Raw genomic sequence first — 25,717 nt, 5'->3', positions numbered from 1 at the left:
CCCGGTGGACATGCCAGCGGCGGTACGACATCTCGTACCGCCGCAACCCTGTTCAGGGCCGGTCGCACACCCCGACCCCACGCTCGGGGAGCTCCTCGATCGCCCTCCCCAGGAGACGATCGCACTCCCCTGGAGCCCGCCTCAGGCGGCGCCCCGCTGCAGCGCCTCGCACACCGCCGTCGACTCCCTGACACCCAGCTCAACGGCCTTGCCGCAGTGGGCGATCCAAGCGGCGACCCCCTCCGGCGTCCCGGACGCGTAGCCCGCGAGCGCCGCCGCGTAGGCGTCGCGCCCCAGCTCCGCGTGGCCCGCCTCCGCCGGGCAGACCGACTTCGGATCGAGCCCGCTGCCCACCAGGACGACGCGCTCGGCCGCACGCGCGACCAGACCGTTGTGCGAGCCGAAGGGCCGCAGCACCGCCAGTTCGCCGTGCACGACGGACGCCATCACCAGGGCGGGTGCCGAACTGCCCGCGACGACGATGCGCGAGAGCCCTTCCAGGCGCCCCGCCACCTCGTCGGCATCCGGCAGCGCCAGCGCGGCCACGGGCCCGTCCAGGGGCTCGTCGACCGGCTCGCCCGGGAGGCGCGGACGGCCCGCCGCCTCGTCCGAGTCGGCCGCCGCGACCAGATGCAGCCGCGCGAGGACCCGCAGGGGCGACTGGCGCCAGATCGAGAGCAGCTGCCCCGCCTCGGCCGTGAGCCGCAGCGCGGCGCCCACCACGCGCGCCTCGGCGTCACCGCTGAAGTCGCTGCGCCTGCGCACCTCTTCGAGCGCCCACGCGGCACCGGACAGCGCGGCGGAACCACGGGCTCCGCGCAGCGCGGCCTCCGAGGTGATCTCGTTGCTGCGGCGGCGCATGATCCGGTGTCCGTAGACGCGGTCCACGGCCTTGCGCACGGAGTCCACGGCTTCCGGGACGCCGGGCAGGGCGCCCAGGGGAGCCAGCGGATCGGGTGTCGTACTCATGAGTACGACCCTACGCACTCGGGGCCGCCGCCCCACGAAGGAGTGGTCTTCTTCACTCAAGGGCCCGTGTGTCGCGGGGCTCGCCACTACGCTAACCGACCATGAAAATCGCTTTCGTAGGGAAGGGCGGCAGCGGCAAGACCACGCTGTCCTCGCTCTTCATCCGACACCTCGCCACCACCGGCGCACCCGTCGTCGCGGTGGACGCCGACATCAACCAGCACCTCGGCGCCGCGCTCGGCCTCGACGACGAGCAGGCCGCCGAGCTGCCCGCCATGGGCGCCCGGCTGCCGCTCATCAAGGACTATCTGCGCGGCGCCAACCCACGGATCGCCTCCGCCGAGACGATGATCAAGACGACACCGCCCGGTGACGGCTCCCGGCTGCTGCGGCTCCGCGAGCAGAACCCGGTGTACGACGCGTGCGCGCGGCCGGTGGAACTCGACGGCGGCACCGTGCGTTTGATGGTCACCGGGCCGTTCACCGAATCCGACCTCGGTGTCGCCTGCTACCACTCCAAGACCGGAGCGGTGGAGCTGTGCCTGAACCACCTGGTCGACGGCCGTGACGAGTACGCCGTCGTCGACATGACCGCCGGATCGGACTCCTTCGCCTCCGGAATGTTCACCCGCTTCGACATGACGTTCCTCGTCGCCGAGCCGACCCGGAAGGGGGTCTCCGTCTACCGCCAGTACCGGGACTACGCACTGGACTTCGGCGTCGCCCTGAAGGTCGTGGGCAACAAGGTCCAGAGCCAGGACGACATCGACTTCCTGCGCGAGCAGGTCGGCGAGGACCTCCTGGTGACCGTCGGACACTCGGACTGGGTGCGCTCCATGGAGAAGGGCCGCCCGCCCCGGTTCGCCCTCCTGGAGGACACCACCCGCACCGCCCTGCGGACGCTTCAGGACGCCGTCGACGCCACGTACGAGCACCGCGACTGGGAGCGGTACACGCGCCAGATGGTGCACTTCCACCTGAAGAACGCGCAGAGCTGGGGCAACGCCAGGACCGGAGCCGACCTGGCGTCCCAGATCGACCCCGACTTCGTCCTGCGCGAGGAAGCGGTCGCCACGGCTTGAGAGGCCCCACAGACGGGGGACCCATAGACGGGACCCACAGACGGGCCCGCAGGCGGGTGGGGCCCACCGGCGGGCCCCACGGGCGGCTCGCGGCTACCTCTTGGCCGGTTCGGCCCCCGGGACCCCCTTGGGTGCCGGGGCCGGGCGGGCCGAGAGGAAGGCGGGCCAGCCCTCCTTGGGAGCCTTGCCGACGCCGAGCTTGGTCAACTTGGCGAGGACCTGCGGATCCTGGGCGTCCAGCCAGTCGGCGAGCTGCCGGAAGGACACGCACCGCACGTCCCTCTTGGTGCAGACCCGCTCGATGGTCTCCTCGATGGCGCGCATGTACGTGCCGCCGTTCCAGGACTCGAAGTGGTTGCCGATGATCAGGGGCGCGCGGTTGCCGTAATAGGCGCGGTCGAAGCCCTTGAGGAGGCCGTCGCGCATCTGGTCGCCCCAGTACTCATGCCGGGACGGATCGCCCTGGGAGGTCGAACCGGACTGGTTCACCATGAAGTTGTAGTCCATGGTGAGCGTCTCGAAGCCGCGCCCGGGGACGGGGACGAGCTGCATCGACAGGTCCCACAGGCCCTCCTTCTTCTCGGGCCAGAGCTGGTTGTTCACCCCGCTGGTGTCGTAGCGGAAGCCGAGTTCGCGCGCCGCCCTCATGAAGTTCTTCCGGCCTTCGAGGCAGGGGGTGCGGGCGCCGATGAGCTCTTTGTCGTAGTCGAAGGGCAGCGGCAGGGCGCTCTTCATGCCCGCGTTCGTCTTCCAGGCCTTCACAAAGGACTTGGCCTGCTGGATCTCGCTCTTCCAGTCGTCGACGGACCACTCGTCGACGCCCCGGCCCGCGCCGCAGAAGTGGCCGTTGAAGTGCGTGCCGATCTCGTTGCCCTCGAGCCAGGCGCCGCGGAGCTGGTCCACGGTGTCCCTGATTCCCTTGCGGTCGTTGAAGCCGATGTCCGAGCTGCCCGCCAGGTGCTGCGGCGGCTTGTAGAGCCCGCGCTTCTCCTGCGGAAGCATGTACACGCCGCTGAGGAAGTAGGTCATCGTGGCGTTGTTGCGCTTGGCGACCTTGCGGAAGTACGAGAAGAGCTTCTGCCCGTCCTCGCCCGCGCCGTCCCAGGAGAAGACCACGAACTGCGGCGGCTTCTGACCCGGTCCAAGCCGTTCCGGCCGGGGCAGCAGCGGTTGCTTGCCGGTGAAGGCCGTGGAGCCGTCGCCGATCAGCCGGACCGGCGACTTGGGCGCGGCGGCACCAGCCGGCTTCTTCGCGCCGTGCGCGCCCTCGCGCGCGCTCTTCTTCGTGTCGGACGCGCCACTCCCGCACCCGGCCAGGGCCGCGACGCAGACCACGAGGGCGGCGAGCCCGGCCGCGGCGGCAGTCCTCTGGTTGGCGGCCATCCGCCCACCTACTTCCGTACGAATCGGGACAGAACCCGAGCAACTTCGCACAGAGGTGCGGGAGCCCCATTACGACAAGCCGATGAATAGGCTTAATCACTCGTTGAGGTGATCACTTGCCCCATTTGCGCCGAAAATCCTGCCGTGACCTTTACTCTGCATTACGATTCGTTTACCGAGAGTTGAGTCGTCCCGCCGCTGCAACGCCGTGACCCACGGCCGCGACCCGCCCTCCGGCAGCCCGTCGGAGGCCCACCTGTTCCGCGACCGCGCCGCCCCGGAGGAGTCGGGAAAATGTCTGCCAGCGTCCCCTCACGCGCCACCGACTCGGCCCCGGCCGCAAGCGCCCGGCAGCCGCACGCGCCACCGCCGCGCCGCGTCTTCCGCATCGCGGGCGCCGACCTCTCCGCGTCGATCGCCGTGTTCCTCATCGCCCTGCCCCTGTCCCTGGGCATCGCCCTCGCCACCGGAGCGCCCCTGCAGGCGGGCCTCGTCGCCGCGGCCGTCGGCGGCGTCGTGGGGGGCCGTCTCGCCGGGTCCCCGCTCCAGGTCAGCGGCCCCGCCGCCGGGCTCACCGTCGTCACCGCCGACCTCATCCAGCGCTACGGCTGGCGCACCACCTGCGCGATCACCGTCCTCGCCGGGCTCACCCAGGTGGGCCTCGGCTGTCTGCGCGTGGCCCGCACGGCCCTCGCCGTCAGCCCCGCCGTCGTGCACGGCATGCTCGCCGGGATCGGCGTCACCATCGCGGTCGCCCAGCTGCACATCGTGCTCGGCGGCACCCCGCAGAGCTCCGTGATCGACAACCTCCGCGCACTGCCCGCCCAGTTGGCCGAGGTGCGCCCGGCCGCCCTGTCGATCAGCCTCCTGACCCTCCTCCTGCTGCTCGTCTGGCCGCGGCTGCCCGGGCGCGCGGGCCGCGCCGCGCGCGTCCTGCCCGCGCCCCTGGTGGCCGTCGCCGCCGCCACGGCGCTCGCGGGCTTCACGTCGCTCCATCTGGACAAGGTCGACCTGCCGTCCTGGCGCAGCCACGCGCTCGTGGGACTGCCCGAAGGGCCCGCGCTCGGCCTGGTGGCGGCCGTGCTCACGATCACGCTGGTGTGCAGCGTGCAGTCGCTGCTCGGCGCGGTCGCCATCGACAAGCTCACGTCCGGCCGCCCCGGCTCGCCCCCCGGAGTGGGCCGTTCCGATCTCGACCGCGAGCTGCGCGGCCAGGGCGTGTCGAACATCGTCTCCGGCCTGCTCGGCGGCCTCCCGGTCGCCGGAGTCGCGGTGCGCAGTGTGGCGAATGTCCGGGCGGGTGCCGTCAGCAGGAACTCCACGATGCTGCACGGCGTTTGGGTAGTAGTAGCCGCCCTGCTGCTCGTGCCCGTCCTGGAGCTGATCCCGCTCGCCGCCCTCGCCGCCCTCGTCATGGCCGTCGGCATCCAGATGGTCAGCCTGAACCACATCCGTACCGTCACCCGGCACCGCGAGATCCTGGTCTACGCGGTCACCACCCTCGGCGTGGTCGTGCTCGGCGTCCTCGAAGGGGTCGCGCTCGGCGTCGCCGCCGCCGTGGCCGTGGCCCTGCACCGCCTCGCCCGCACCCGCATCACCTGCGACGAAGACACGGAAGGAGTCCATCATGTGCACGTCCGAGGCCAGTTGACGTTCCTCGCCGTGCCCCGTCTCAGCCGCTGCCTGCACCACATCCCGCACCGGGCGCACGCCGTCGTGGAGCTGGACGGCTCCTTCATGGACCACGCGGCGTACGAGACGCTGCAGAGCTGGCAGGACGCGCACGCCGCGCACGGCGGCACGGCCGAGATCACCGGCCGTGGCGGCCAGCGGATCGCCGAGCCCGCCAGGATCGCCCACTGCAGCTGCCGCCCCTGGACGCCGTGGCGCAACCACAACTGCGAGGCGCCCCCGCAGCACTCCCCCGACGCCCCCCACGACCACCCCCACCACCAGCACGAGCTGGCCCAGGGCATCAGCGCCTTCCAGCAGCACACGGCCCCCCGGGTGCGGGGGGAGCTGGCCCGGCTCGCCCGCGAGGGCCAGCGGCCCGTGCAGCTGTTCCTGACGTGTGCCGACTCCCGGGTCGTCACCTCCATGATCACGTCCAGCGGCCCGGGCGACCTCTTCGTCGTGCGGAACGTGGGCAATCTGGTGCCGCTGCCCGGCGCCGAGAGCGGCGACGACTCGGTCGCCGCCGCGATCGAGTACGCGGTGGACGTCCTGGCGGTCAAGTCCATCACCGTGTGCGGGCATTCGGGGTGCGGGGCGATGCAGGCGCTGCTCAGCTCGCCGCCGTCCGGGGCGCAGACACCGCTCAAGCGGTGGCTGCGGCACGGTCTGCCGAGCCTGGAGCGGATGGCCGCGTCCAGCACCGCCGAGCCCTCCGGCAGGATTGCCCCGCGGCTCGCCGGGCGGGCGCCCGCGGACGCGGTGGAGCAGCTGTGCCTGACCAACGTGGTCCAGCAGCTGGAGCATCTGCGGGCCCACGAGGCGGTCGCGCGACGCCTTGCCGAGGGGACCCTGGAGCTGCACGGGATGTACTTCCACGTCGGCGAGGCCCAGGCCTATCTGCTGTCCGAGGGCACCGGCGGCGCGACCGGCACGCACGGCGGCTCCCCCGGCGGCCGGCCCCTGCCGCACGAGGTGTTCAGCCAGGTGCGGCCCGCGCCCGGGGCAGGCCAGGTGCGGCCCTCGCCCCGCGCGGAGGCCACACCGACGGGCTGAAACGCGCCGACCGGCCGACAGCGGTGGGCCTCCCCTGCGGGAGGCCCACCGCTCCGCGCTCCGGGGGCGCACCAGATCTCGCGCGCCCCGGCGCGCCGCTTATGTGGACCGCCGTCTGCCTGCCACCCTTTACAGGTCTAAACCAATTTTCGGCAAGCCCTTGTCACCAGGGCCGGGTGTCTGATGAGCTGTGGCTTGGGACACAACGGACACCCTGAGAAAGGGAGATGTCGTGAGTAACGAAAGCCTGGCCAACCTCTTGAAGGAGGAGCGTCGCTTCGCGCCGCCGGCCGATCTGGCCGCGCGGGCCAACGTCAGCGCGGACGCGTACGAGCAGGCCAAGGCTGACAGGCTCGGCTTCTGGGCCGAGCAGGCCCGTCGGCTGACCTGGGCCACCGAACCGACCAAGACGCTCGACTGGTCGAACCCGCCGTTCGCGAAGTGGTTCGAGGACGGCAAGCTCAACGTCGCGTACAACTGCGTGGACCGCCACGTCGAGGCGGGCCACGGCGACCGGGTGGCCATCCACTTCGAGGGCGAGCCCGGCGACAGCCGCGCCATCACCTACGCCGAGCTGAAGGACGAGGTGAGCCGCGCCGCCAACGCCCTGACGGAGCTGGGCGTCGGCAAGGGCGACCGGGTCGCCGTCTATCTGCCGATGATCCCCGAGGCGGTCGTGGCGATGCTGGCGTGCGCCCGCATCGGCGCCGCGCACTCGGTGGTCTTCGGCGGCTTCTCCGCCGACGCGATCGCCGCCCGCATCAAGGACGCCGACGCCAAGCTGGTCATCACCGCCGACGGCGGCTACCGCCGGGGCAAGCCGTCCGCGCTCAAGCCCGCGGTCGACGAGGCCCTGAGCCGGGTGGAGGGCGTCGACAAGGTCCTCGTCGTACGGCGCACGGAGCAGGAGGTGGCCTGGACCGAGGGCCGCGACCTGTGGTGGCACGACGTGGTCGGGCGCCAGTCGGCCGAGCACGCCCCGGAGGCGTTCGAGGCCGAGCAGCCGCTGTTCATCCTGTACACGTCGGGCACCACGGGGAAGCCCAAGGGCATCCTGCACACGTCGGGCGGCTATCTGACCCAGGCGTCGTACACCCACCACGCCGTCTTCGACCTCAAGCCGGAGACCGACGTCTACTGGTGCACGGCCGACATCGGCTGGGTGACGGGCCACTCGTACATCACGTACGGACCGCTGTCGAACGGCGCGACGCAGGTGATCTACGAGGGCACCCCGGACACCCCGCACCAGGGCCGCTTCTGGGAGATCGTGCAGAAGTACGGGGTGACGATCCTGTACACGGCGCCCACGGCGATCCGCACGTTCATGAAGTGGGGCGACGACATCCCCGCGAAGTTCGACCTGTCCTCGCTGCGCGTCCTGGGCTCGGTCGGCGAGCCGATCAACCCCGAGGCGTGGGTCTGGTACCGCAAGCACATCGGCGGTGACAACTGCCCGATCGTGGACACCTGGTGGCAGACCGAGACCGGCGCGATGATGATCTCGCCGCTCCCCGGCGTGACCGAGACCAAGCCGGGCTCCGCCCAGCGCGCGCTGCCGGGCATCGGCGCGACCGTCGTCGACGACGAGGCGAACGAGGTGCCCGACGGCGGTGGCGGCTATCTGGTCCTCACCGAGCCGTGGCCGTCGATGCTGCGCACCATCTGGGGCGACGACCAGCGGTTCATCGACACGTACTGGTCGCGCTTCGAGGGCAAGTACTTCGCCGGGGACGGCGCCAAGAAGGACGAGGACGGCGACATCTGGCTGCTCGGCCGGGTCGACGACGTGATGCTCGTGTCCGGGCACAACATCTCCACCACCGAGGTGGAGTCGGCGCTCGTCTCGCACCCGTCGGTCGCCGAGGCGGCGGTCGTGGGCGCGGCGGACGAGACCACCGGCCAGGCCATCGTCGCCTTCGTGATCCTGCGGGGCACGGCGAACGCGGAGGACGAGGGGCTCGTCGCGGACCTGCGCAACCACGTGGGAGCGACGCTCGGCCCGATCGCCAAGCCCAAGCGGATCCTGCCGGTGGCCGAGCTGCCGAAGACCCGTTCCGGGAAGATCATGCGGCGGCTGCTGCGGGACGTCGCGGAGAACCGTCAGCTCGGTGACGTCACCACGCTGACCGACTCCTCCGTGATGGACCTCATCCAGTCCAAGCTTCCGGCGGCGCCGAGCGAGGACTGATCCCTCAGGCGGTCGGCTGCGGGTCCTCCGTGGCCGAGCGCGCAGTTCCCCGCGCCCCCAGGGGCGCCCCGAGGCACCCGGCGCCCGCGCGCCGGGTGCCTCTTTTTGTCCCTAAGGTGGCTTTTGCCGGACACCCCCGCCGCAGCCACCCCCAAGCGATTAGATAAGCTAAGGATCAACGTCAACAACGCGACAAGAATCATCAGGTGCGCCGGGAAGTCTGGTCGGCATGTGCTCAGCCCTGCCTACCCGACCGGAGGTCGACTCCTGTGGCCGCGCCCACCCCCACCAACCGCAAGTTCCTCGGACGCCTCTCCCTGCCCGAGCGCACCTTCGTGGCGAACGCGCTGCGCACCGAGACGGTCGGCGGCGTCCTGCTGCTCATCGCCGCCGTCACGGCCCTGATCTGGGCGAACACCCCGCTCAAGGAGAGCTACGAGAGCGTTCGGGACTTCCATCTGGGCCCCGGCTCGCTCGGCCTCGACCTGTCCGTGCAGCACTGGGCCGCCGACGGGCTGCTCGCGGTCTTCTTCTTCGTCGCCGGGATCGAGCTCAAGCGCGAGCTGGTCGCGGGCGACCTGCGCGACCCCAAGGCGGCCGCGCTGCCCGTCATCGCCGCGATCTGCGGCATGGCCGTACCGGCGCTCGTCTACACGCTGGTCAACACGGTCGGCGGCGGCTCCACGGACGGGTGGGCCGTGCCCACCGCGACCGACATCGCCTTCGCGCTCGCGGTGCTCGCGGTCATCGGCACCTCACTGCCGTCGGCGCTGCGCGCCTTCCTGCTCACGCTCGCCGTGGTCGACGACCTCTTCGCGATCATGATCATCGCGATCTTCTTCACCAGTGACCTGAACTTCGCCGCCCTCGCCGGCGCCGTCATCGGCCTCGCCGTCTTCTGGCTGCTCCTGCGCAAGGGCGTACGCGGCTGGTACGTCTACGTGCCGCTCGCCCTGGTCATCTGGGGCCTGATGTACAACAGCGGCGTCCACGCCACCATCGCCGGCGTCGCCATGGGCCTGATGCTGCGCTGCCACCGCGAGGAGGGCGAGCCGCACTCCCCCGGCGAGCACATCGAGCACCTCGTACGCCCCCTCTCCGCGGGCCTCGCGGTGCCGCTGTTCGCCCTGTTCAGCGCCGGGGTCGCGGTCTCCGGCGGCGCGCTCGGCGACGTCTTCACACGGCCCGAGACGCTCGGCGTGGTCCTCGGTCTGGTCGTCGGGAAGGCGGTCGGCATCTTCGGCGGCACCTGGCTCGCCGCCCGCTTCACCCGGGCCGAGCTGAACGACGACCTGGCCTGGCCGGACGTCTTCGCGGTCGCCTCGCTCGCCGGCATCGGCTTCACCGTCTCGCTGCTCATCGGCGAACTCGCCTTCAGCGACGACCCGGCCCTCACCGACGAGGTCAAGGCGGCGGTGCTCGTCGGCTCCCTGATCGCGGCCGTGCTCGCCACCGTCCTGCTGAAGCTCCGCAACCGCAAGTACCGCGCGATGTGCGACGACGAGGAGCGCGACGAGGACCTCGACGGCATCCCGGACATCTACGAACAGGACAATCCGGATTACCACTTGCGGATGGCGGAGATCTACGAGAAGAAGGCCGCCGAGCACCGCAGGCGGGCGGAAACGTCAGCCGGGTCGGGCGATCCGGACCACGGTCCGGCATGATCTGTCCAGAACCTTCCGCGCGGCGCCGGTCCCGGGGCGGCAGGATTGCGCACGCTGACCGGCAGACAGAGAAATGAGGAGTACGCGATGAGCGCACCCGACGGTCCCGTCGGCACCGAACGCAGCCTCGGCCAGCTCGTCTCCGCGGCGAGCAAAGAGATGTCGGAGCTGGTGCACGACGAGATCGCGCTGGTCAAGGCCCAGCTGACGCAGGACGTCAAGCGCGGTGCGATCGGCAGCGCCGCGTTCATCGCGGCCGTCGCCGTCCTCATCTTCTCGCTGCCGATGCTGAGCTTCGCCCTGGCCTACGGCATCCGCACCTGGAGCGGCTGGAACCTCGCGATCTGCTTCGTGCTGTCCTTCGCGGCGAACGTCCTGGTGGCGGGCGTGCTCGCCTGGATCGGCGTGATCTTCGCCAAGAAGGCCGCCAAGGGCAAGGGCCCGCAGAAGGCCGCGGCCGCGGCCAAGGAGACGGCTGCCGTACTGCAGAACGTCAAGCCGCATCCGCGCCCCGTGACCCCCGCGACGAGCGCCCTTGAGCTGGAGAAGGGTGAGCGGGCCGACGCTGTGGCACGCTCGACTGCATGACGGACCCCGCCAATACCCCCCAGCACGCCTCCGCGACCGCGTCGGCCGTACGCATCGACGGCCCCTGGACGCACCGGGACGTCGCCGCCAACGGCGCCCGCTTCCACATCGCGGAGCTCGGTGACGGGCCGCTGGTGCTGCTGCTCCACGGCTTCCCGCAGTTCTGGTGGGCCTGGCGGCACCAGCTCGTCTCGCTCGCCGACGCGGGCTTCCGCGCGGTGGCCATGGACCTGCGGGGCGTCGGCGGCAGCGACCGCACCCCGCGCGGCTACGACCCGGCGAACCTGGCCCTCGACATCACCGGCGTGGTGCGCTCCCTCGGGGAGCCCGACGCCGCGCTCGTCGGCCACGACCTGGGCGGCTACCTCGCCTGGACCGCCGCCGTGATGCGGCCCAAGCTGGTGCGCCGCCTCGCCGTCACCTCCATGCCGCACCCCCGGCGCTGGCGCTCGGCGATGCTGCGGGACATGAAGCAGACCGCCGCCGGGTCCTATGTGTGGGGCTTCCAGCGGCCGTGGGTCCCGGAGCGTCAGCTCGTCGCGGACGACGGCGCCCTGGTGGGCCGGCTGATGCGGGACTGGTCGGGGCCGCGCCTCCCGGACGACGAGGCCGTGGAGACGTACCGGCGCGCGATGTGCATCCCCTCGACGGCGCACTGCTCGATCGAGCCGTACCGCTGGATGGTGCGGTCCATGGCGCGCCCCGACGGGATCCAGTTCAACCGGCGCATGAAGCGCCCGGTGCGGGTGCCCACGCTCCATGTGCACGGGTCCCTCGACCCGGTGATGCGCACCCGCAGCGCGGCCGGTTCGGGCGAGTACGTCGAAGCGCCGTACCGCTGGCGGCTGTTCGACGGCCTGGGGCACTTCCCGCACGAGGAGGACCCGGTGGCCTTCTCCAACGAGCTGGTGAGCTGGCTGAAGGACCCCGAGCCCGACCGCTGACGCCTCCCGCCGCCGCGGCGTCACCCGAATGCGGGAACGTCAGTCCTACGAACGCCAATTGCCTGGCGCATAGGCCAATTGGGGCCCCTGTGCGCGGTTACCGACCTTGAGGCACGGGCACACGTCCGGGTATGGGCTGGACGCACGACTACAGTGACGTAGCACGCAAGCGCCGCACGGCCACCGTGGTGAACAGCCACGAGAGGGGCGGCCCGCACGAGCAGGGGCCCGCGGGCACCGCTCAGGCGATCGGCATTCCGCGCATCCTGCGGCGCCGCGCGCGCTGGGTCTCGGCGCGGTTGCGGCACACGCGCGACTAGCGTTCCGCTGGGAGGCGCGGCGCGAAATCTGCGGGCCGTCCGTGGCTGGTCGCGCCCACGCGGCGGAGCCGCACATCGAGGTAGCCCCGCGCCCCTTCGGGGCGCTCCCGCATCGCACCCCTAGAGCGCGCACCCCTGGCTGTCGACCTCCTGGTTGGCGGTGCGGCCCCGCTCGATGTCCTCGCGGATCTCGTCCGCCGTCAGGGCGTAGCCGGTGTCGGGGTCGTCGAGCGACTTGGCGAAGACGACGCCGTAGACCTCGCCCTTCGGGGTGAGCAGCGGGCCGCCGGAGTTGCCCTGGCGGACCGTGGCGTACAGCGAGTACACATCGCGGCGGACCGTGCCCCGGTGGTAGATGTCCGGGCCCTTGGCCGTGATGCGACCGCGGACGCGCGCGGGGCGGACGGTGTACGGGCCGTCCTCCGGGAAGCCCGCCACGATCGCGCCGTTGCCGCTCACGGCGTCGCCCGAGGCGAACTTCAGGGCGGGGGCGGGCAGTGACGGCACGTCGAGCACGGCGATGTCGCGCTCCCAGTCGTAGAGCACGACCTTCGCGTCGTACTTCTCGGCCTCACCGCCTATCTGCACGCGGGGCTCGTCCACACCGCCGACCACGTGCGCGTTCGTCATGACGCGGCGCGGGGCGAAGACGAAGCCGGTGCCTTCGAGGGCCTTGCCGCAGCTGTGCGCGTCACCGCTGACCTTCACGATGGAGCGCTTGGCGGTGACGGCGACCTGGCTGCGGGCCAGCTTCGAGTCGGGCGGCGGGACCTCCTTGATCGGCTCGTTCGAGAACGGGCTGAAGACCTGCGGGAAGCCGTTCCTCGCGAGGACCGAGGTGAAGTCCGTGAACCAGGTGTCGGCCTGGCCGGGCAGGGCGCGGTCGATGCCGAGCAGCACCTTGGAGTTGCGGACCTCCTTGCCGAAGGTCGGCAGCGTCGTGCCCGCGAGGAGGGAGCCGATCAGCCAGGCGACCAGGAGCATCGCGACCACGTTGACCAGGGCGCCGCCGGTGGCGTCCAGGGCTCTGGCGGGCTGCCAGGTGATGTACCGGCGCAGCTTGTTGCCCAGGTGGGTGGTGAAGGCCTGGCCGACGGAGGCGCAGACGATCACCACGACGACGGCGATCACCGCCGCGGTCGTGGTCACCTTCGCACCCTCGTCGGTCACGGCGTCCCAGACGACGGGGAGCAGATACACCGCGACGAGACCGCCGCCGAGGAAGCCGATCACGGACAGGATGCCGACGACGAAACCCTGGCGGTAGCCGACGATCGCGAACCACACCGCGGCGAGCAGCAGCAGGATGTCCAGCACGTTCACCGATTCAGTCCTCGCCTCGCATGAGTCCCCGCCCAGCGGTCGCCGTTACGCGCCACGCCTCGCGGGGCGCGCGCCGTCCTCGGCCTCGGTGGCCTCGGACCCCGCAACCTTGTCATGAGCCCCAGTCGAGCGGGACGCGGCGGTCCCTGTCCCACGGGCGCTCCCACCCGGCGAAGTGCAGGATCCTGTCGATGACCCCGGCGGTGAATCCCCAGACCAGGGCGGACTCCACGAGGAAGGCGGGGCCCTGGTGCCCGCGCGGGTGCACGGCCATCGCGCGGTTCGCCGGGTCCGTGAGGTCCGCCACGGGCACGGTGAAGACCCGGGCGGTCTCGGCCTGGTCGACGGCGAACACCGGGCTCGGCGCGCGCCACCAGCCGAGGACGGGCGTCACGACGAAATCGCTCACGGGGATGAACAGGCTCGGCAGCACCCCGAAGAGCTGGACGCCGCGCGGGTCGAGCCCGGTCTCCTCCTCGGCCTCCCTGAGGGCCGCGCGCAGCGGCCCCTCGCCCTGCGGGTCACCGTCCTCGGGGTCCAGGGCGCCGCCGGGGAACGAGGGCTGCCCCGCGTGCGAGCGCAGCGAGCCCGCCCGCTCCATGAGGAGCAGCTCGGGCCCCCGCTCGCCCTCGCCGAAGAGGACGAGCACGGCGGACTGCCGCCCGCCGCCGCCCTCCGGCGGCAGGAACCTGCTGAGCTGGTCGGGCCGCACGGTGGCGGCCGCCCTTACGACGGGGGCGAGCCAGGAGGGCAGGCCTTCGGTGGTGAGGGGGGTCCGCCCGGGGTGCGGAAGGGCGGGGGTGTCCGGGGCCGGGGTGTCCCGGGGGGCGGTGGCGCCCTGCGCGCGGGAGGCGCCGACGGTCTGCGCGCGGGGAGCGTGCGGCTGCCGCGCCCGGGGGGCGCCCGGGGCGGGGTGGGCCTGGGCGCCGCCCGGCGGGTGGGGCCTGGCTCCGCCCGGGGTCTCGTGGGTGTGGGGGCCCCGCGCCCCGTGGGAGTCCGTGCCGTGCTTCTCGCCGTCGTCGCTCATGTCCCTGCCGCCTGTGTGCGTGTCACTCGCGTGCGTCATCGGAACCCCGGTCCCCCCGCGGTCCCCCGTCCGCCCCTCCATCTCTCCACAACGCCACCGGCCCCGCGGATGGTTCCTCGATCACCCCGTGGCGCCGAGCGGCGGCGCGGCCCTGCCCGGATAGTCCGGCGGGGGCTTGAGGCGCTGGCCCGGGAGACCGCCCTTCTCGTACTTCAGGAGCTTCTCGGCCTTCTCCGGGTCCGTCTCGCCCTCTCCGTACGACGGGCAGAGGGGGGCGATCGGGCAGGCGCCGCACGCGGGCTTGCGGGCGTGGCAGATGCGGCGGCCGTGGAAGATCACGCGGTGCGACAGCATCGTCCAGTCGCTCTTGGGGAAGAGGCCGCCGACGACGGCCTCGACCTTGTCCGGGTCGGTCTGGGACGTCCACTTCCAGCGGCGCACCAGACGGCCGAAGTGGGTGTCCACGGTGATGCCGGGGACGCCGAAGGCGTTGCCCAGGACGACGAAGGCGGTCTTGCGGCCCACGCCGGGCAGCTTGACCAGGTCTTCTAGGCGGCCGGGCACCTCACCGCCGAAGTCGTCCCGCAAGGCGGCGGAAAGGCCCATGATCGACCGGGTCTTGGCGCGGAAGAACCCAGTCGGCCGGATCACCTCCTCGACCTCCTCCGGATTCGCCGCGGCGAGGTCCTCCGGGGTCGGGTACTTGGCGAAGAGGGCCGGTGTCGTCTGATTGACCCGCAGGTCCGTCGTCTGCGCGGAGAGGACGGTCGCCACGAGCAATTGGAACGGGTTTTCGAAGTCGAGCTCCGGGTGCGCGTACGGATACACGTCGGCGAGCTCGCGGTTGATGCGGCGGGCCTGGCGGACGAGGGCCGTGTGCGTCTTGGGCGCGGCGGGGGCCTTCACGCCCTGGGCGGCGGCCTTCGCGCCTGCGGCGGGGGCCTTCGCGGGGGCGGCCTTCTTCGCGGGGGCCTTCTTGACCGGGGCCGCCTTGGCCGGGGCCTTGGCGGCGGACTCCTTCTCCGCCGGGGCCTTGGCGGCGGGTGCCTTCTTGGCCGGGGCCTCCTTGGCCGGGGCTTTGGCTGCGGGCGCCTTCTTGGCCGGAGCCTTCGCGGCGCCCGTCGTCGTCTTCTTGGCCGCCCTCTTGGCCGCCGCCCGCTTCGCGGGCCCCTCGGCGGCCGATGCCGCCCCGGCCGACGCCGCCCCGTCCGTCGGCTCCGCAGTGGGCCGAGCGGCCCGTGAAGCGCCTTGATTCGCCATGCGGCCAGCGTACGGGCCCTCACTGACACCGACGGCGGAGATGCGCCGTTGTCACCGCGGAGGACATCGGCGCCGGGCGCGCGCCGGAGCGCGCCCTCCTCCACGCACCCCCCGCGCCCTCACCGACGCGCCGCACGGAGCCCGTTTTGTCCGGATTTCCAGGAGTGGCGGAAGCCTGTTCGCCCACAGCAGAATTGTCCTGCGTACCCGTGCGCCGCGCCGCCGTGGCCTGTGCTCTCACGGGCCCGTAGGCGGGTGTCCGGCTTCCGGCCGGGCGGCCGCGTCCGGCGCCGATCCCCCGGATCAGCCCCCAATTGGCCCCCTTCCGCATTGCCTCCGTCACAAGTGCGGCAGACTTGAGTGACTGATCACACTGTTTGAACCGTCCGGCAAACTGGGGCACCCGTCCCCTGATGCAGGTCGACAAGGAGAGAACTCGTGGACGACGTTCTGCGGCGCGCCCCGCTCTTCGCGGCGCTCGATGACGAGCAGGCCGCGGAGCTCCGCGCCTCCATGAGTGAGGTGACGCTCGCACGCGGGGACGCGCTCTTCCATGAGGGCGACCCCGGAGACCGCCTGTACGTGGTCACCGAAGGCAAGGTGAAGCTCCACCGCACCTCCCCCGACGGCCGCGAGAACATGCTCGCCGTCCTCGGCCCCGGCGAGCTCATCGGTGAGCTCTCGCTCTTCGATCCGGGCCCCCGCACCGCCACCGCCACCGCCCTCACCGAGGTCAAGCTGCTCGGCCTCGGCCACGGCGACCTCCAGCCGTGGCTCAACGCGCGCCCGGAGGTGGCCGCCGCCCTGCTGCGCGCCGTCGCCCGGCGCCTGCGCAAGACCAACGACCAGATGTCGGACCTCGTGTTCTCCGACGTCCCCGGCCGCGTGGCCCGCGCCCTGCTCGACCTGTCCCGCCGCTTCGGCGTGCAGTCCGAAGAGGGCATCCACGTGGTGCACGACCTCACGCAGGAAGAGCTCGCCCAGCTGGTCGGCGCCTCCCGCGAGACGGTCAACAAGGCCCTCGCGGACTTCGCCGGCCGCGGCTGGCTCCGCCTGGAGGCCCGCGCCGTGATCCTCCTGGACGTCGAGCGCCTGGCCAAGCGGTCCCGCTGACCCGTACGCCGTACCGAACGCACCGCGCCCACCGGGCACGGTGCGTTCGGCGTACGCCCCGCCGTGCCGCCCCGGAAAAGTGCGTGCCCCGGGGGCACCCACCCTGCACAGTGGCCCCATGACTCCCGTCAGCCGCGGTCTCGACAGCCAGGGGTACATCGAGCGCGAGGGCTCCCTGGGACGGATCCCGGACGCCTTCCGGCCCGTCGTCGCCGCCGCGCGCGACCGGGTCGCGGACGTCTTCGGCAAGCGGCTCGACAGCGCCTATCTGTACGGCTCCGTGCCGCGCGGCACCGCCCGCGTCCACCGCTCCGACCTGGACCTCCTGCTCGTCCTGCGCGAGGAGCCGAACGACACCGACCGCGCCGACGCGCGCGCTCTGTCCGCCGCCGTCGACGAGGAGTTCACGGAGGTCGACGGCGTCGGCATCCTGCTCCTGAGCCGCGCACGCGTCCTGAGCGAGCACGAGACGTACGACCACGGCTGGTTCCTGGCCTGCCTCTGCACGCCGCTGCTCGGTGCGGACCTGGCCGAATTCCTGCCCCGCTACCGGCCCGACGGCCGGCTCGCCCGGCAGACCAACGGCGATCTGGCCGCGCTGCTCCCGTCCTGGCGCGAGCGCCTCGCCGCCGCCGCGGCCGCGGGCGACGACACGGCCCTGCGAGCCGTGTGCCGGACGGTCTCCCGGCGCCTGGTCCGCACCGGCTTCACGCTCGTCATGCCCCGCTGGCGCGGCTGGACCGGCGAACTCTCCGAGATGGCGGAGGTGTTCGGCCGCTACTACCCCGAGTGGGCCGACCGGATGCGGACGGCCGCCGCCGTGGCGTACGAGCCCGTGGCCGACCCCGGTGTGCCGCGCGAGCTCACGGACACGCTCGGGCCGTGGCTCGCGGCGGAGTACACCGCGCGGCACGGCGTGAAGACACCGGGGCCCTGGGGCTAGATCAGGCCGTGCTCCTTGAGGTACTCCAGCTGCGCGTGCACCGAAAGCTCCGCCGCGGGCCACAGGGAGCGGTCCACGTCCGCGTACACGTGCGCCACGACGTCGGACGCCGTCGTGCAGCCGTTCTCGACGGCCGTCTCCACCTGCGCGAGGCGGCTGGCGCGGTGCGCCAGATAGAACTCGACCGCCCCCTGGGCGTCCTCCAGGACCGGGCCGTGACCGGGCAGGACCGTGTGCACGCCGTCGTCGACGGTCAGCGAGCGCAGCCTGCGCAGCGAGTCCAGATAGTCGCCGAGCCGGCCGTCGGGGTGGGCGACCATCGTGGTGCCGCGCCCCAGGATCGTGTCGCCCGTCAGGACGGCCCGGTCGGCCGGGAGGTGGAAGCAGAGCGAGTCGGCCGTGTGGCCCGGCGTCGGTACGACGCGCAGCTCCAGGCCCCCGGTGGTGATCACATCACCGGCGGCGAGGCCCTCGCCGCCCAGGCGCAGCTCCGGGTCGAGGGCGCGGACCTCGCTGCCGGTCAGCTCGGCGAAGCGGGCGGCGCCCTCGGCGTGGTCGGGGTGGCCGTGCGTGAGGAGGGTGAGCGCGACCCGCTTCCCGGCGCGCTCGGCGGTCGCCACGACCTCGGCGAGGTGCCCTTCGTGCAGGGGGCCCGGGTCGATGACGACCGCGAGGTCGGAGTCCGGTTCGGCGACGACCCAGGTGTTGGTGCCGTCCAGGGTCATCGCGGACGGGTTGGGGGCGAGGACGTTGACGGCGCGGGCGGTGGCGGGGCCGCTGAGCACCCCGCCACGTGGCTGGCCCGGCAGGGCCGCTGCTTCGGTCATGCGGGGATGGCTCCCGTCGGCATCGGGGTGGTCGGCGCGGGCGGCGCGGTCATGCCGCGCCGCCGGAGGGGATGTGCTTGGTGAACTCCTCGTGGCCCGGCCAGGAGAGCACCAGCTCCCCGTCCTCCAGGCGGGCCCGGGCCAGGACGGGGGTGAGGTCGTGACCGGCGGCCGCGGCCACCGCCTCGGCGGCGGCCCGGTGCGGGGCCAGCCGACGCAGCGTGGCGATGGTCGGCGGCATCATGACGAGTTCGCCGCGGTCGTAGCGGGCGGCGGCCGTCGCGGGGCTCAGCCACTCCGTGCGGTCGGCCTCCGTGGAGGCGTTGCGGGTGCGCTGGCCCGCCGGGAGCGCGGCCACGAAGAAGAACGTGTCGTAACGGCGCGGCTCGAACTCCGGGGTGATCCACCGGGCCCAGGCGCCCAGGAGGTCGCTGCGCAGCACCAGGCCGCGGCGGTCGAGGAACTCGGCGAAGGACAGGTCGCGGGCCACGAGGGCCCTGCGGTCGGCCTCCCAGTCGTCGCCCGTGGTGTCGCCGACGACCGAGTCCGGTCCGGGGCCCGCGAGCAGGACACCGGCTTCCTCGTACGTCTCGCGGACGGCCGCGCACACCGTGGCCTGCGCCGCGGCCTCGTCGACGCCGAGCCGGGCGGCCCAGGCGGCGCGCGGCGGACCCGCCCAGCGGACGGCGCGCTCGTGGTCGCGGGGGTCGACGCCACCGCCGGGGTAGGCGTACGCGCCCGCCGCGAAGGGCATCGACGTACGGCGCCGGAGCATGTGCACCTCCGGGCCCTCGGGGGTGTCCCGCAGGAGCAGCACCGTCGCGGCGGGACGCGGGGGCGCCGGGGTCAGCTCGCCGCTCGCGAGGGCGCGGACGCGGTCGGGCCACTCCGGGGGGTACCACTGCCCATCTGCCATGGGCGGAGGCTATCCGAGGTGGCGCGGATGTTCGAGGGTCACCTGTCGGCGCCCGGGGCGGGTGGCCGGGCGGGGCGGGGCCGCCGCCCGGCCACCCGTGGCGCTACGGCTTGAGCTCGACCTGGATCTCGACCTCCACCGGGGCGTCCAGCGGGAGCACCGCCACGCCCACCGCGCTGCGCGCGTGCACGCCCGCGTCGCCGAGGGCCGCGCCGAGCAGCTCGCTCGCGCCGTTGAGCACGCCGGGCTGGCCGGTGAAGTCGGGGGCCGAGGCGACGAAGCCGGTGACCTTCACGACCCGGGCGATCCGGTCCAGGTCGCCCGCGACGGACTTCACGGCCGCCAGGGCGTTGAGCGCGCACAGCCGGGCCAGGTCCTTGGCCTCCTCGGGCGTGACCTCGGCGCCGACCTTGCCGGTGACGGGCAGCTTGCCGTCCACCATGGGCAGCTGCCCGGCCGTGTACACGTACACGCCGGACCGCACGGCCGGCTGGTACGCCGCGAGCGGCGGGACGACCGCGGGCAGCGTGTGCCCGAGCTCCGCCAGCTTCGCCTCCACCCTTCCCTCCCGTCGCCCACCGCCACCCTCAACGGAGGCGCTGCGCGCCGCGCCGCTCACAGCTGCTTCTCGCGCTTCAGATAGGCCACCAGCTGCTCCGGATTGTTCGGGCCCGGGACGACCTGGACGAGCTCCCAGCCGTCCTCGCCCCAGGTGTCCAGGATCTGCTTCGTGGCATGGACGAGCAGCGGCACGGTTGCGTATTCCCACTTGGTCATACGGCGACTGTAATGCCTGGGACCGGCCTGCTATGGACAGCCTCATGCGTAGCCCGCGAGGGGACTGGTTAGGCTCGAAGACGTGAGCAGGCTCCAGGTCGTCAGCGGCAAGGGCGGTACCGGCAAGACCACGGTCGCCGCGGCCCTCGCGCTCGCCCTCGCGACCGAGGGCAGGCGCACCCTCCTCGTGGAGGTCGAGGGCAGACAGGGCATCGCGCAGCTCTTCGAGACGGAAGCGCTTCCGTACGAGGAGCGGAAGATCGCCGTGGCCCCCGGCGGCGGGGAGGTGTACGCCCTGGCCATCGACGCGGAACTGGCGCTGCTCGACTACCTCCAGATGTTCTACAAACTCGGCGGCGCGGGCCGCGCCCTGAAGAAGCTCGGCGCCGTGGACTTCGCGACGACGGTCGCACCGGGCCTGCGGGACGTGCTCCTCACCGGCAAGGCCTGCGAAGCCGTCCGCCGCAAGGACAAGAACGGGCGGTACGCGTACGACTGCGTGGTCATGGACGCGCCGCCCACCGGCCGCATCACGCGCTTCCTGAACGTGAACGACGAGGTCGCCGGGCTCGCCAAGATCGGCCCGATACACAACCAGGCCCAGGCCGTGATGCGCGTCCTCAAGTCCCCCGAGACGGAAGTGCACTTGGTGACGCTCCTGGAGGAGATGCCCGTCCAGGAGACCGCCGACGGCATCACCGAGCTGCGCGCCGCGGGCCTGCCCGTGGGCCGCGTGATCGTGAACATGGTGCGCCCGGCGCTCCTCGACGAGGCCGCGCTCGACCTCGGCCTGGAGCGCACCCCCCGCACCGCCCTCGCGCGCTCCCTCGCGGCCGCGGGACTCGGCGGGGCCCGCGGCGCCGCCGGGCGGCTCGTCGACCCGCTCCTGGACCAGGCGTCCGAGTACGCCGCACGGCACGCCCTGGAGGCCTCCCAGCGCGCCGTCCTCGCCGGTCTCGACCTGCCCCGGCACGAACTGCCCCTGCTGGCCGACGGGATGGACCTGGCGGGCCTGTACGAACTCGCCAAGGAGCTGCGCCACCAGGGGGTCGCGTGACCTCCCGCCGACCCCGCCCGGAAGCACACTCCCGGAAGCCAAGGAACTCATGAGCCTCGATCCGGCACGTGACCCGCTCGACGTAGACGCGCTGCTCGACGACCGCAGGACGCGCATCGTGGTGTGCTGCGGCTCGGGGGGCGTCGGCAAGACCACGACGGCGGCGGCCCTGGGGCTGCGCGCCGCCGAACGGGGGCGCTCCGTCGTGGTGTTGACGATCGACCCCGCGCGCCGCCTCGCGCAGTCCATGGGGATCGACTCGCTGGACAACGTGCCCCGGCGCGTGGAGGACGTCAAGGGCGAGGGCGAGCTGTGCGCCATGATGCTCGACATGAAGCGCACCTTCGACGAGATCGTCGAGGCGCACGCGGACAAGGAGCGCGCGAAGGCGATCCTGTCCAACCCCTTCTACCAGTCGCTCTCGGCGGGCTTCGCGGGCACGCAGGAGTACATGGCGATGGAGAAGCTGGGGCAGCTGCGGGCCCGGGACGACTGGGACCTGATCGTCGTGGACACGCCGCCCTCGCGCTCGGCCCTGGACTTCCTGGACGCGCCCAAGCGGCTCGGCTCCTTCCTCGACGGCAAGCTGATCCGGCTCCTGATGGCCCCGGCGAAGGTGGGCGGCCGGGCCGGGATGAAGTTCCTGAACGTCGGCATGTCGATGATGACGGGCGCCCTGGGCAAGCTGCTCGGCGGCCAGCTGCTGCGGGACGTACAGACCTTCGTCGCGGCGATGGACACGATGTTCGGCGGCTTCCGCAAGCGCGCGGACGCCACCTACCGGCTGCTGCAGGCGCCGGGCACGGCGTTCCTCGTGGTGGCGTCGCCGGAGCGGGACGCGCTGCGGGAGGCGGCGTACTTCGTGGAGCGGCTCGCGGCGGACGACATGCCGCTGGCGGGTCTCGTGCTGAACCGCGTGCACGGCAGCGGCGCGGCAGGACTCTCGGCGGAGCGGGCGCTCGCGGCCGCCGAAAATCTTGAGGAGCGCGGCATTGTGGATCAGGAGGACGGGAAGGTTGGAGGGCGTAGCTCCTCTGAGGCTCCCTCCTCCGAGACCCCCGCCTCAGCGGCTCCCCCTTCTTCTGAGGCCCCCGGCAGTTCAGCGTCCACCGGCACCCCGCCCGAAGGGCCCGAGCCCGCACCAGCACCCGGATCGGCCCCGTCGGCCGCCGACGCGTCCGCCGACCCTGCCGTCGAGCGGCTCACCGCGGGCCTGCTGCGGCTGCACGCGGAGCGGATGCGTCTGATCGCCCGGGAGCAGCACACGCGTGACCGCTTCACCGCGCTCCACCCGGAGGTGGCGGTGGCCGAGGTGGCCGCGCTGCCGGGTGATGTGCACGACCTCGCGGGCCTGCGCGCCATCGGCGAGCAGCTCGCGGCGGCGCACGGCACCGCAGGACCCGCCGGGGCTGCGTGAGCCCGGCGCCCTGACGGCACCCCGAAGGCACCGGTGGCCCGGCACGGCTCCGGGGCCGCCCGAGCGAGGCGGCACCCCTGGGAGCCGGTCAGCCGATCCGCGTGACGTGGGCTCAGCCCACGGCCGCGTAGCTCTCGTACGTCTCCTCGTCGTCCAAGTCCACGGGCAGCAGGCCCGCGCCGCGCTCGTACTCGGAGCGCGCTGTCTCAAGGAGCCTGCGCCACGAGGTGACGGTGGGGCGCCTGCGCAGCAGCGCACGGCGCTCGCGCTCCGTCATTCCGCCCCACACGCCGAACTCGACGCGGTTGTCCAGCGCGTCGGCCAGGCACTCGGTCCGCACCGGGCAGCCGGTGCACACCGCCTTGGCCCTGTTCTGCGCTGCTCCTTGTACGAACAGTTCATCCGGATCGGTAGTGCGGCAGGCGGCCTGCGCACTCCAGTCGGTTACCCAGCCCATACCGGCGCCGTCCTCTCCCGAATCGAGGCTCCCCCACGGCGGCAGCGGCATATTCACCGCCGCCAGTTGAGGACGTTACGGAAGGTGGGCACAGCGCAACACCCCCTTCGGGCCCAATCTTGAATGGCCCGAACGGACTATGCGTAAGCGGCAGATCACCCGACGGAGTGAGCTGGCGACATGCGCGACCAACCCGGCAAACACGGGCAGTTCAGTTGAGCCACAGCGGACACGGGACGACGCATGGGGCGGACCCGGACGGGGTTCCGACGGACCGGCCGTATACGGGCGGTAACCGAGCCGCATTCGACAAACGCTGAACGAACGGGGAAAGGCCGACGTAGAACGTGGTGCGGGACCGCACTGCTGTGACAGTTGAGAGCAGCTTAGGCCAAGGCATATACGCCTGTCCGGCGAATCAGAACGTAGGCTGCCCCCCATGGGAAACAAGCGATCGGGCGGTGGTCTGTCCCCTGCGCAGCAGACCGCCAAGTTCCTGGGCGTCAGCGTGCTCGCGGGCGCGGTGCTCGCCGGGATCGCGCTGCCCGCCGCGGGAGTGATCGGGCTCGCGGCCAAGGGATCGGTCGAGGGCTTCGACGAGATCCCGGCGAACCTGAAGCAGCCGCCGCTGAGCCAGCGCACGACCATCCTGGACTCCGCGGGCGGCCCCATCGCCACCGTGTACTCGCGCGACCGCACCGTGGTGCCGCTGAAGCGCATCTCCCCGTACATGCAGAAGGCGATCGTCGCCATCGAGGACGCGCGGTTCTACGAGCACGGCGCGGTGGACCTCAAGGGCATCCTGCGCGCGCTGAACCAGAACGCGCAGAGCGGCGGCGTCTCCCAGGGCGCCTCGACGCTCACGCAGCAGTACGTGAAGAACGTCTTCGTGGAGGAGGCCGGTGACGACCCCGCGAAGGTCGCCGAGGCCACCCAGCAAACGCTCGGCCGCAAGATCCGCGAACTGAAGTACGCGATCCAGGTCGAGGAGGAGCTCGGCAAGAAGCGGATCCTCAAGAACTACCTGAACATCACGTACTTCGGTCAGGCCGCGTACGGCGTCGAGGCCGCGTCCCAGCGCTACTTCTCCAAGCCGGCCAAGGACCTCAAGCTGCAGGAGGCCGCGCTGCTCGCGGGCATCGTGCAGTCCCCGAGCCGCTACGACCCGGTGAACGACGCGACGGAGGCCAAGCAGCGGCGCAACGTCGTGCTCCAGCGCATGGCCGACACCCACGACATCTCGCAGGCCGAGGCCGACCGCGCCAAGGAGACCCGGCTCGGCCTGGACGTGAGCCGCCCCAAGAACGGCTGCATCACCGCCGTGAAGGGCGCCGGGTTCTTCTGCAAATACGTCGAGAAGGTCTTCAAGAACGACCCGGCCTTCGGCAGGACCAAGGAGGCCAGGGCCAAGCTCTGGAACCGCGGCGGCCTGCGGATCAGGACGACCCTCGACCCGCAGACCCAGCGTTCGGTGCAGTCCTCGATAAAGGATCACGTCTACCAGACCGACGAGGTGGCGACCGCCGCGACCATCGTCGAGCCGGGCACCGGCAAGATCCTCGGCATGGGCCAGTCGCGCCCCTTCGGCTACGGCAAGAACGAGACCGAGATCAATCTGTCCGTGGACGACGCGATGGGCGGCGGCGCGGGCTACCAGCCCGGTTCGACGTTCAAGCCGATCGTGGCCGCCGCCGCCCTGGAGCGCGGCATGTCAGCGGGCAAGCGCTACTCGGCCCCGTACGAGATGCCGTACCCGTCGAGCGTCGCGGCCTGCGACGGCAAGACGTGGCGGAACACCGGCAACCAGAAGCTCACCAACGAGAACGAGGCCGAGGTCGGCCCCTACCGGCTGCGGGAGGCCACCGCGAAGTCGGTCAACACCTACTTCGTGCAGATGATCGGTGAGCTCGGCATCTGTCCGGTCACCGAGATGGCCGGGAAGATGGGCGTCGAGCGGGCCAACGGCAAGCCGATGGACCAGGCCCCGTCGATCGCGCTCGGCACCCAGGAGGTGTCGCCGCTGACGATGGCGAGCGCGTACGCGACGTTCGCGGCGCGCGGCAGGTACTGCACGCCGATCGCCATCGAGTCGATCAGCACGATCGCGGGCAAGTCCCTCCCGGTGCCGAAGTCGACGTGCTCGCGGGCGATGTCGGAGCGGACCGCCGACACGATCAACACCCTCCTGAAGGGCGTGGTCGAGGACGGCACCGGCAGGCAGGCGGGCCTCGGCTCCCGCGACAGCGCGGGCAAGACGGGTACCACCGACTACCGGTACGCGGCCTGGTTCGCGGGCTACACCCCGAACATGTCGGGCGCGGTCTGGGTCGGCGACCCGGCCCACGAGCGCAAGATGATCGACATCTCCATCGGCGGCCGCGGCTACGGCAAGGTCTTCGGTGGCGAGGTGCCGGGACCGATCTGGCGCGACGCCATGAGCGGCGCCCTCTCCGGCAAGCCCGACCCGCGCTTCGACACGGTCCGGCTGCCGGGCGACCGGGACCGTGACGACCACGACGGCCACGACGGCGGCGGGAACGGCGACGGCGGCGGTGACGACGGAAGCAACGGCGACGACGGCGACAACGGGGACGACGGCAGGCCGGGTGGCGGCGGTGGCAACGGCAACGGCGGCGGGAACCCCTGGCCGGACATCATCGGCGGCAACGACAACGGCGGCACTGGCCACGGCGGCCGGGGCGACGGCGGGCGGCGCGGACGCGACTGAG

The 25,717-nt window shown here is 72.2% G+C and carries 22 protein-coding genes; 12 read left to right on the top strand and 10 right to left on the bottom strand.

Annotated features, from left to right (window positions below; all coding sequences use genetic code 11):
* Positions 1-141 precede the first annotated feature (141 nt).
* Positions 142-969 (bottom strand): oxidoreductase, encoded by an 828-nt coding sequence (locus MQV74_RS22750; protein WP_242720409.1) that lies wholly within the window; start codon positions 967-969, stop codon positions 142-144.
* Between the two features lie 101 nt (positions 970-1,070).
* Between MQV74_RS22750 and MQV74_RS22745 the strand changes: the two genes are divergently transcribed.
* Entirely contained in the window at positions 1,071-2,051 is a 981-nt protein-coding gene (locus MQV74_RS22745) for a nucleotide-binding protein (protein ID WP_242720407.1), read from the top strand.
* 93 nt (positions 2,052-2,144) lie between these two features.
* On the opposite strand, the gene MQV74_RS22740 is transcribed toward MQV74_RS22745, so the two are convergent.
* A complete protein-coding gene (locus MQV74_RS22740; protein WP_242720405.1) occupies positions 2,145-3,434 on the bottom strand; it encodes a hypothetical protein in 1,290 nt (429 codons plus the stop codon).
* Positions 3,435-3,728: 294 nt separating this feature from the next.
* Here MQV74_RS22740 and MQV74_RS22735 point away from each other — a divergent pair, with 294 nt between their 5' ends.
* The 6 genes from MQV74_RS22735 to MQV74_RS22710 all read left to right on the top strand — a co-directional run bounded on the left by MQV74_RS22735 (position 3,729) and on the right by MQV74_RS22710 (position 11,871).
* The gene (locus MQV74_RS22735; RefSeq protein ID WP_242720403.1) at positions 3,729-6,161 is read left to right on the top strand and encodes a bifunctional SulP family inorganic anion transporter/carbonic anhydrase; all 2,433 of its coding nucleotides are present in this window, start codon (positions 3,729-3,731) and stop codon (positions 6,159-6,161) included.
* 190 nt (positions 6,162-6,351) lie between these two features.
* Entirely contained in the window at positions 6,352-8,352 is a 2,001-nt protein-coding gene (gene acs / locus MQV74_RS22730) for an acetate--CoA ligase (RefSeq protein ID WP_242720401.1), read from the top strand.
* 269 nt (positions 8,353-8,621) lie between these two features.
* Positions 8,622-10,019 (top strand): Na+/H+ antiporter NhaA, encoded by a 1,398-nt coding sequence (gene nhaA, locus MQV74_RS22725; protein ID WP_242720400.1) that lies wholly within the window; start codon positions 8,622-8,624, stop codon positions 10,017-10,019.
* 87 nt (positions 10,020-10,106) lie between these two features.
* Complete coding sequence (locus tag MQV74_RS22720; RefSeq protein WP_138961037.1) at positions 10,107-10,607, top strand: phage holin family protein; 501 nt, start codon at positions 10,107-10,109, stop codon at positions 10,605-10,607.
* Entirely contained in the window at positions 10,604-11,551 is a 948-nt protein-coding gene (locus MQV74_RS22715; protein WP_138961036.1) for an alpha/beta fold hydrolase, read from the top strand. The genes MQV74_RS22720 and MQV74_RS22715 overlap by 4 nt, the downstream gene beginning before the upstream one ends.
* A gap of 131 nt (positions 11,552-11,682) precedes the next feature.
* Positions 11,683-11,871 (top strand): hypothetical protein, encoded by a 189-nt coding sequence (locus MQV74_RS22710; protein WP_138961035.1) that lies wholly within the window; start codon positions 11,683-11,685, stop codon positions 11,869-11,871.
* Positions 11,872-11,991: 120 nt separating this feature from the next.
* Here MQV74_RS22710 and MQV74_RS22705 read toward each other — a convergent pair whose 3' ends face one another.
* From MQV74_RS22705 to nth, 3 genes are all read right to left on the bottom strand, one after another.
* A complete protein-coding gene (locus MQV74_RS22705; protein WP_242720398.1) occupies positions 11,992-13,194 on the bottom strand; it encodes a MarP family serine protease in 1,203 nt (400 codons plus the stop codon).
* A 112-nt stretch (positions 13,195-13,306) separates the two neighbouring features.
* On the bottom strand, positions 13,307-13,948 hold the full coding sequence (locus tag MQV74_RS22700; protein WP_242728996.1) for an NUDIX hydrolase: 642 nt from the start codon (positions 13,946-13,948) through the stop codon (positions 13,307-13,309).
* A gap of 393 nt (positions 13,949-14,341) precedes the next feature.
* Positions 14,342-15,481 (bottom strand): endonuclease III, encoded by a 1,140-nt coding sequence (gene nth, locus MQV74_RS22695; RefSeq protein ID WP_242720396.1) that lies wholly within the window; start codon positions 15,479-15,481, stop codon positions 14,342-14,344.
* 438 nt (positions 15,482-15,919) lie between these two features.
* Here nth and MQV74_RS22690 point away from each other — a divergent pair, with 438 nt between their 5' ends.
* Positions 15,920-16,594: a Crp/Fnr family transcriptional regulator gene (locus MQV74_RS22690; protein WP_006382668.1), complete on the top strand. Its 675-nt coding sequence runs from the start codon at positions 15,920-15,922 to the stop codon at positions 16,592-16,594.
* 118 nt (positions 16,595-16,712) lie between these two features.
* The gene (locus MQV74_RS22685; RefSeq protein ID WP_242720394.1) at positions 16,713-17,537 is read left to right on the top strand and encodes a nucleotidyltransferase domain-containing protein; all 825 of its coding nucleotides are present in this window, start codon (positions 16,713-16,715) and stop codon (positions 17,535-17,537) included.
* Here the strand turns inward: MQV74_RS22685 and MQV74_RS22680 are convergent.
* The 4 genes from MQV74_RS22680 to MQV74_RS22665 form a co-directional block, all read right to left on the bottom strand.
* Positions 17,534-18,364 (bottom strand): MBL fold metallo-hydrolase, encoded by an 831-nt coding sequence (locus MQV74_RS22680; RefSeq protein ID WP_242720392.1) that lies wholly within the window; start codon positions 18,362-18,364, stop codon positions 17,534-17,536. The two genes, MQV74_RS22685 and MQV74_RS22680, sit on opposite strands and share 4 nt — an antisense overlap.
* Positions 18,365-18,413: 49 nt before the next feature.
* Positions 18,414-19,280, bottom strand: a complete 867-nt coding sequence (locus tag MQV74_RS22675) for an NUDIX hydrolase (protein ID WP_242720390.1) — start codon at positions 19,278-19,280, stop codon at positions 18,414-18,416.
* Between the two features lie 103 nt (positions 19,281-19,383).
* A complete protein-coding gene (locus tag MQV74_RS22670) occupies positions 19,384-19,839 on the bottom strand; it encodes a RidA family protein (RefSeq protein WP_242720389.1) in 456 nt (151 codons plus the stop codon).
* 56 nt (positions 19,840-19,895) lie between these two features.
* Positions 19,896-20,057: a DUF4177 domain-containing protein gene (locus MQV74_RS22665; RefSeq protein ID WP_242720387.1), complete on the bottom strand. Its 162-nt coding sequence runs from the start codon at positions 20,055-20,057 to the stop codon at positions 19,896-19,898.
* Positions 20,058-20,139: 82 nt separating this feature from the next.
* Between MQV74_RS22665 and MQV74_RS22660 the strand changes: the two genes are divergently transcribed.
* Positions 20,140-21,114 carry an ArsA-related P-loop ATPase gene (locus MQV74_RS22660; RefSeq protein ID WP_242720385.1) on the top strand — a complete coding sequence of 325 codons (975 nt, stop codon included), beginning with the start codon at positions 20,140-20,142 and terminating at the stop codon, positions 21,112-21,114.
* Positions 21,115-21,163: 49 nt separating this feature from the next.
* Positions 21,164-22,531, top strand: coding sequence for an ArsA family ATPase (locus MQV74_RS22655; protein ID WP_242720383.1), 1,368 nt, complete (start codon positions 21,164-21,166; stop codon positions 22,529-22,531).
* Between the two features lie 112 nt (positions 22,532-22,643).
* Here the strand turns inward: MQV74_RS22655 and MQV74_RS22650 are convergent, their stop codons facing one another.
* Positions 22,644-22,988, bottom strand: a complete 345-nt coding sequence (locus MQV74_RS22650; RefSeq protein WP_171075821.1) for a WhiB family transcriptional regulator — start codon at positions 22,986-22,988, stop codon at positions 22,644-22,646.
* Positions 22,989-23,427: 439 nt separating this feature from the next.
* Between MQV74_RS22650 and MQV74_RS22645 the strand changes: the two genes are divergently transcribed.
* Positions 23,428-25,716 (top strand): transglycosylase domain-containing protein, encoded by a 2,289-nt coding sequence (locus MQV74_RS22645; protein ID WP_242720381.1) that lies wholly within the window; start codon positions 23,428-23,430, stop codon positions 25,714-25,716.
* Position 25,717: the final 1 nt, after the last annotated feature.

The organism is Streptomyces sp. AN091965 (genome assembly GCF_022698285.1).
In the GTDB taxonomy this organism is placed as follows: domain Bacteria; phylum Actinomycetota; class Actinomycetes; order Streptomycetales; family Streptomycetaceae; genus Streptomyces.
The sequence above is the reverse complement of the archived record's forward strand: the minus strand, read 5'-3'. Positions and strand labels throughout refer to the sequence as shown.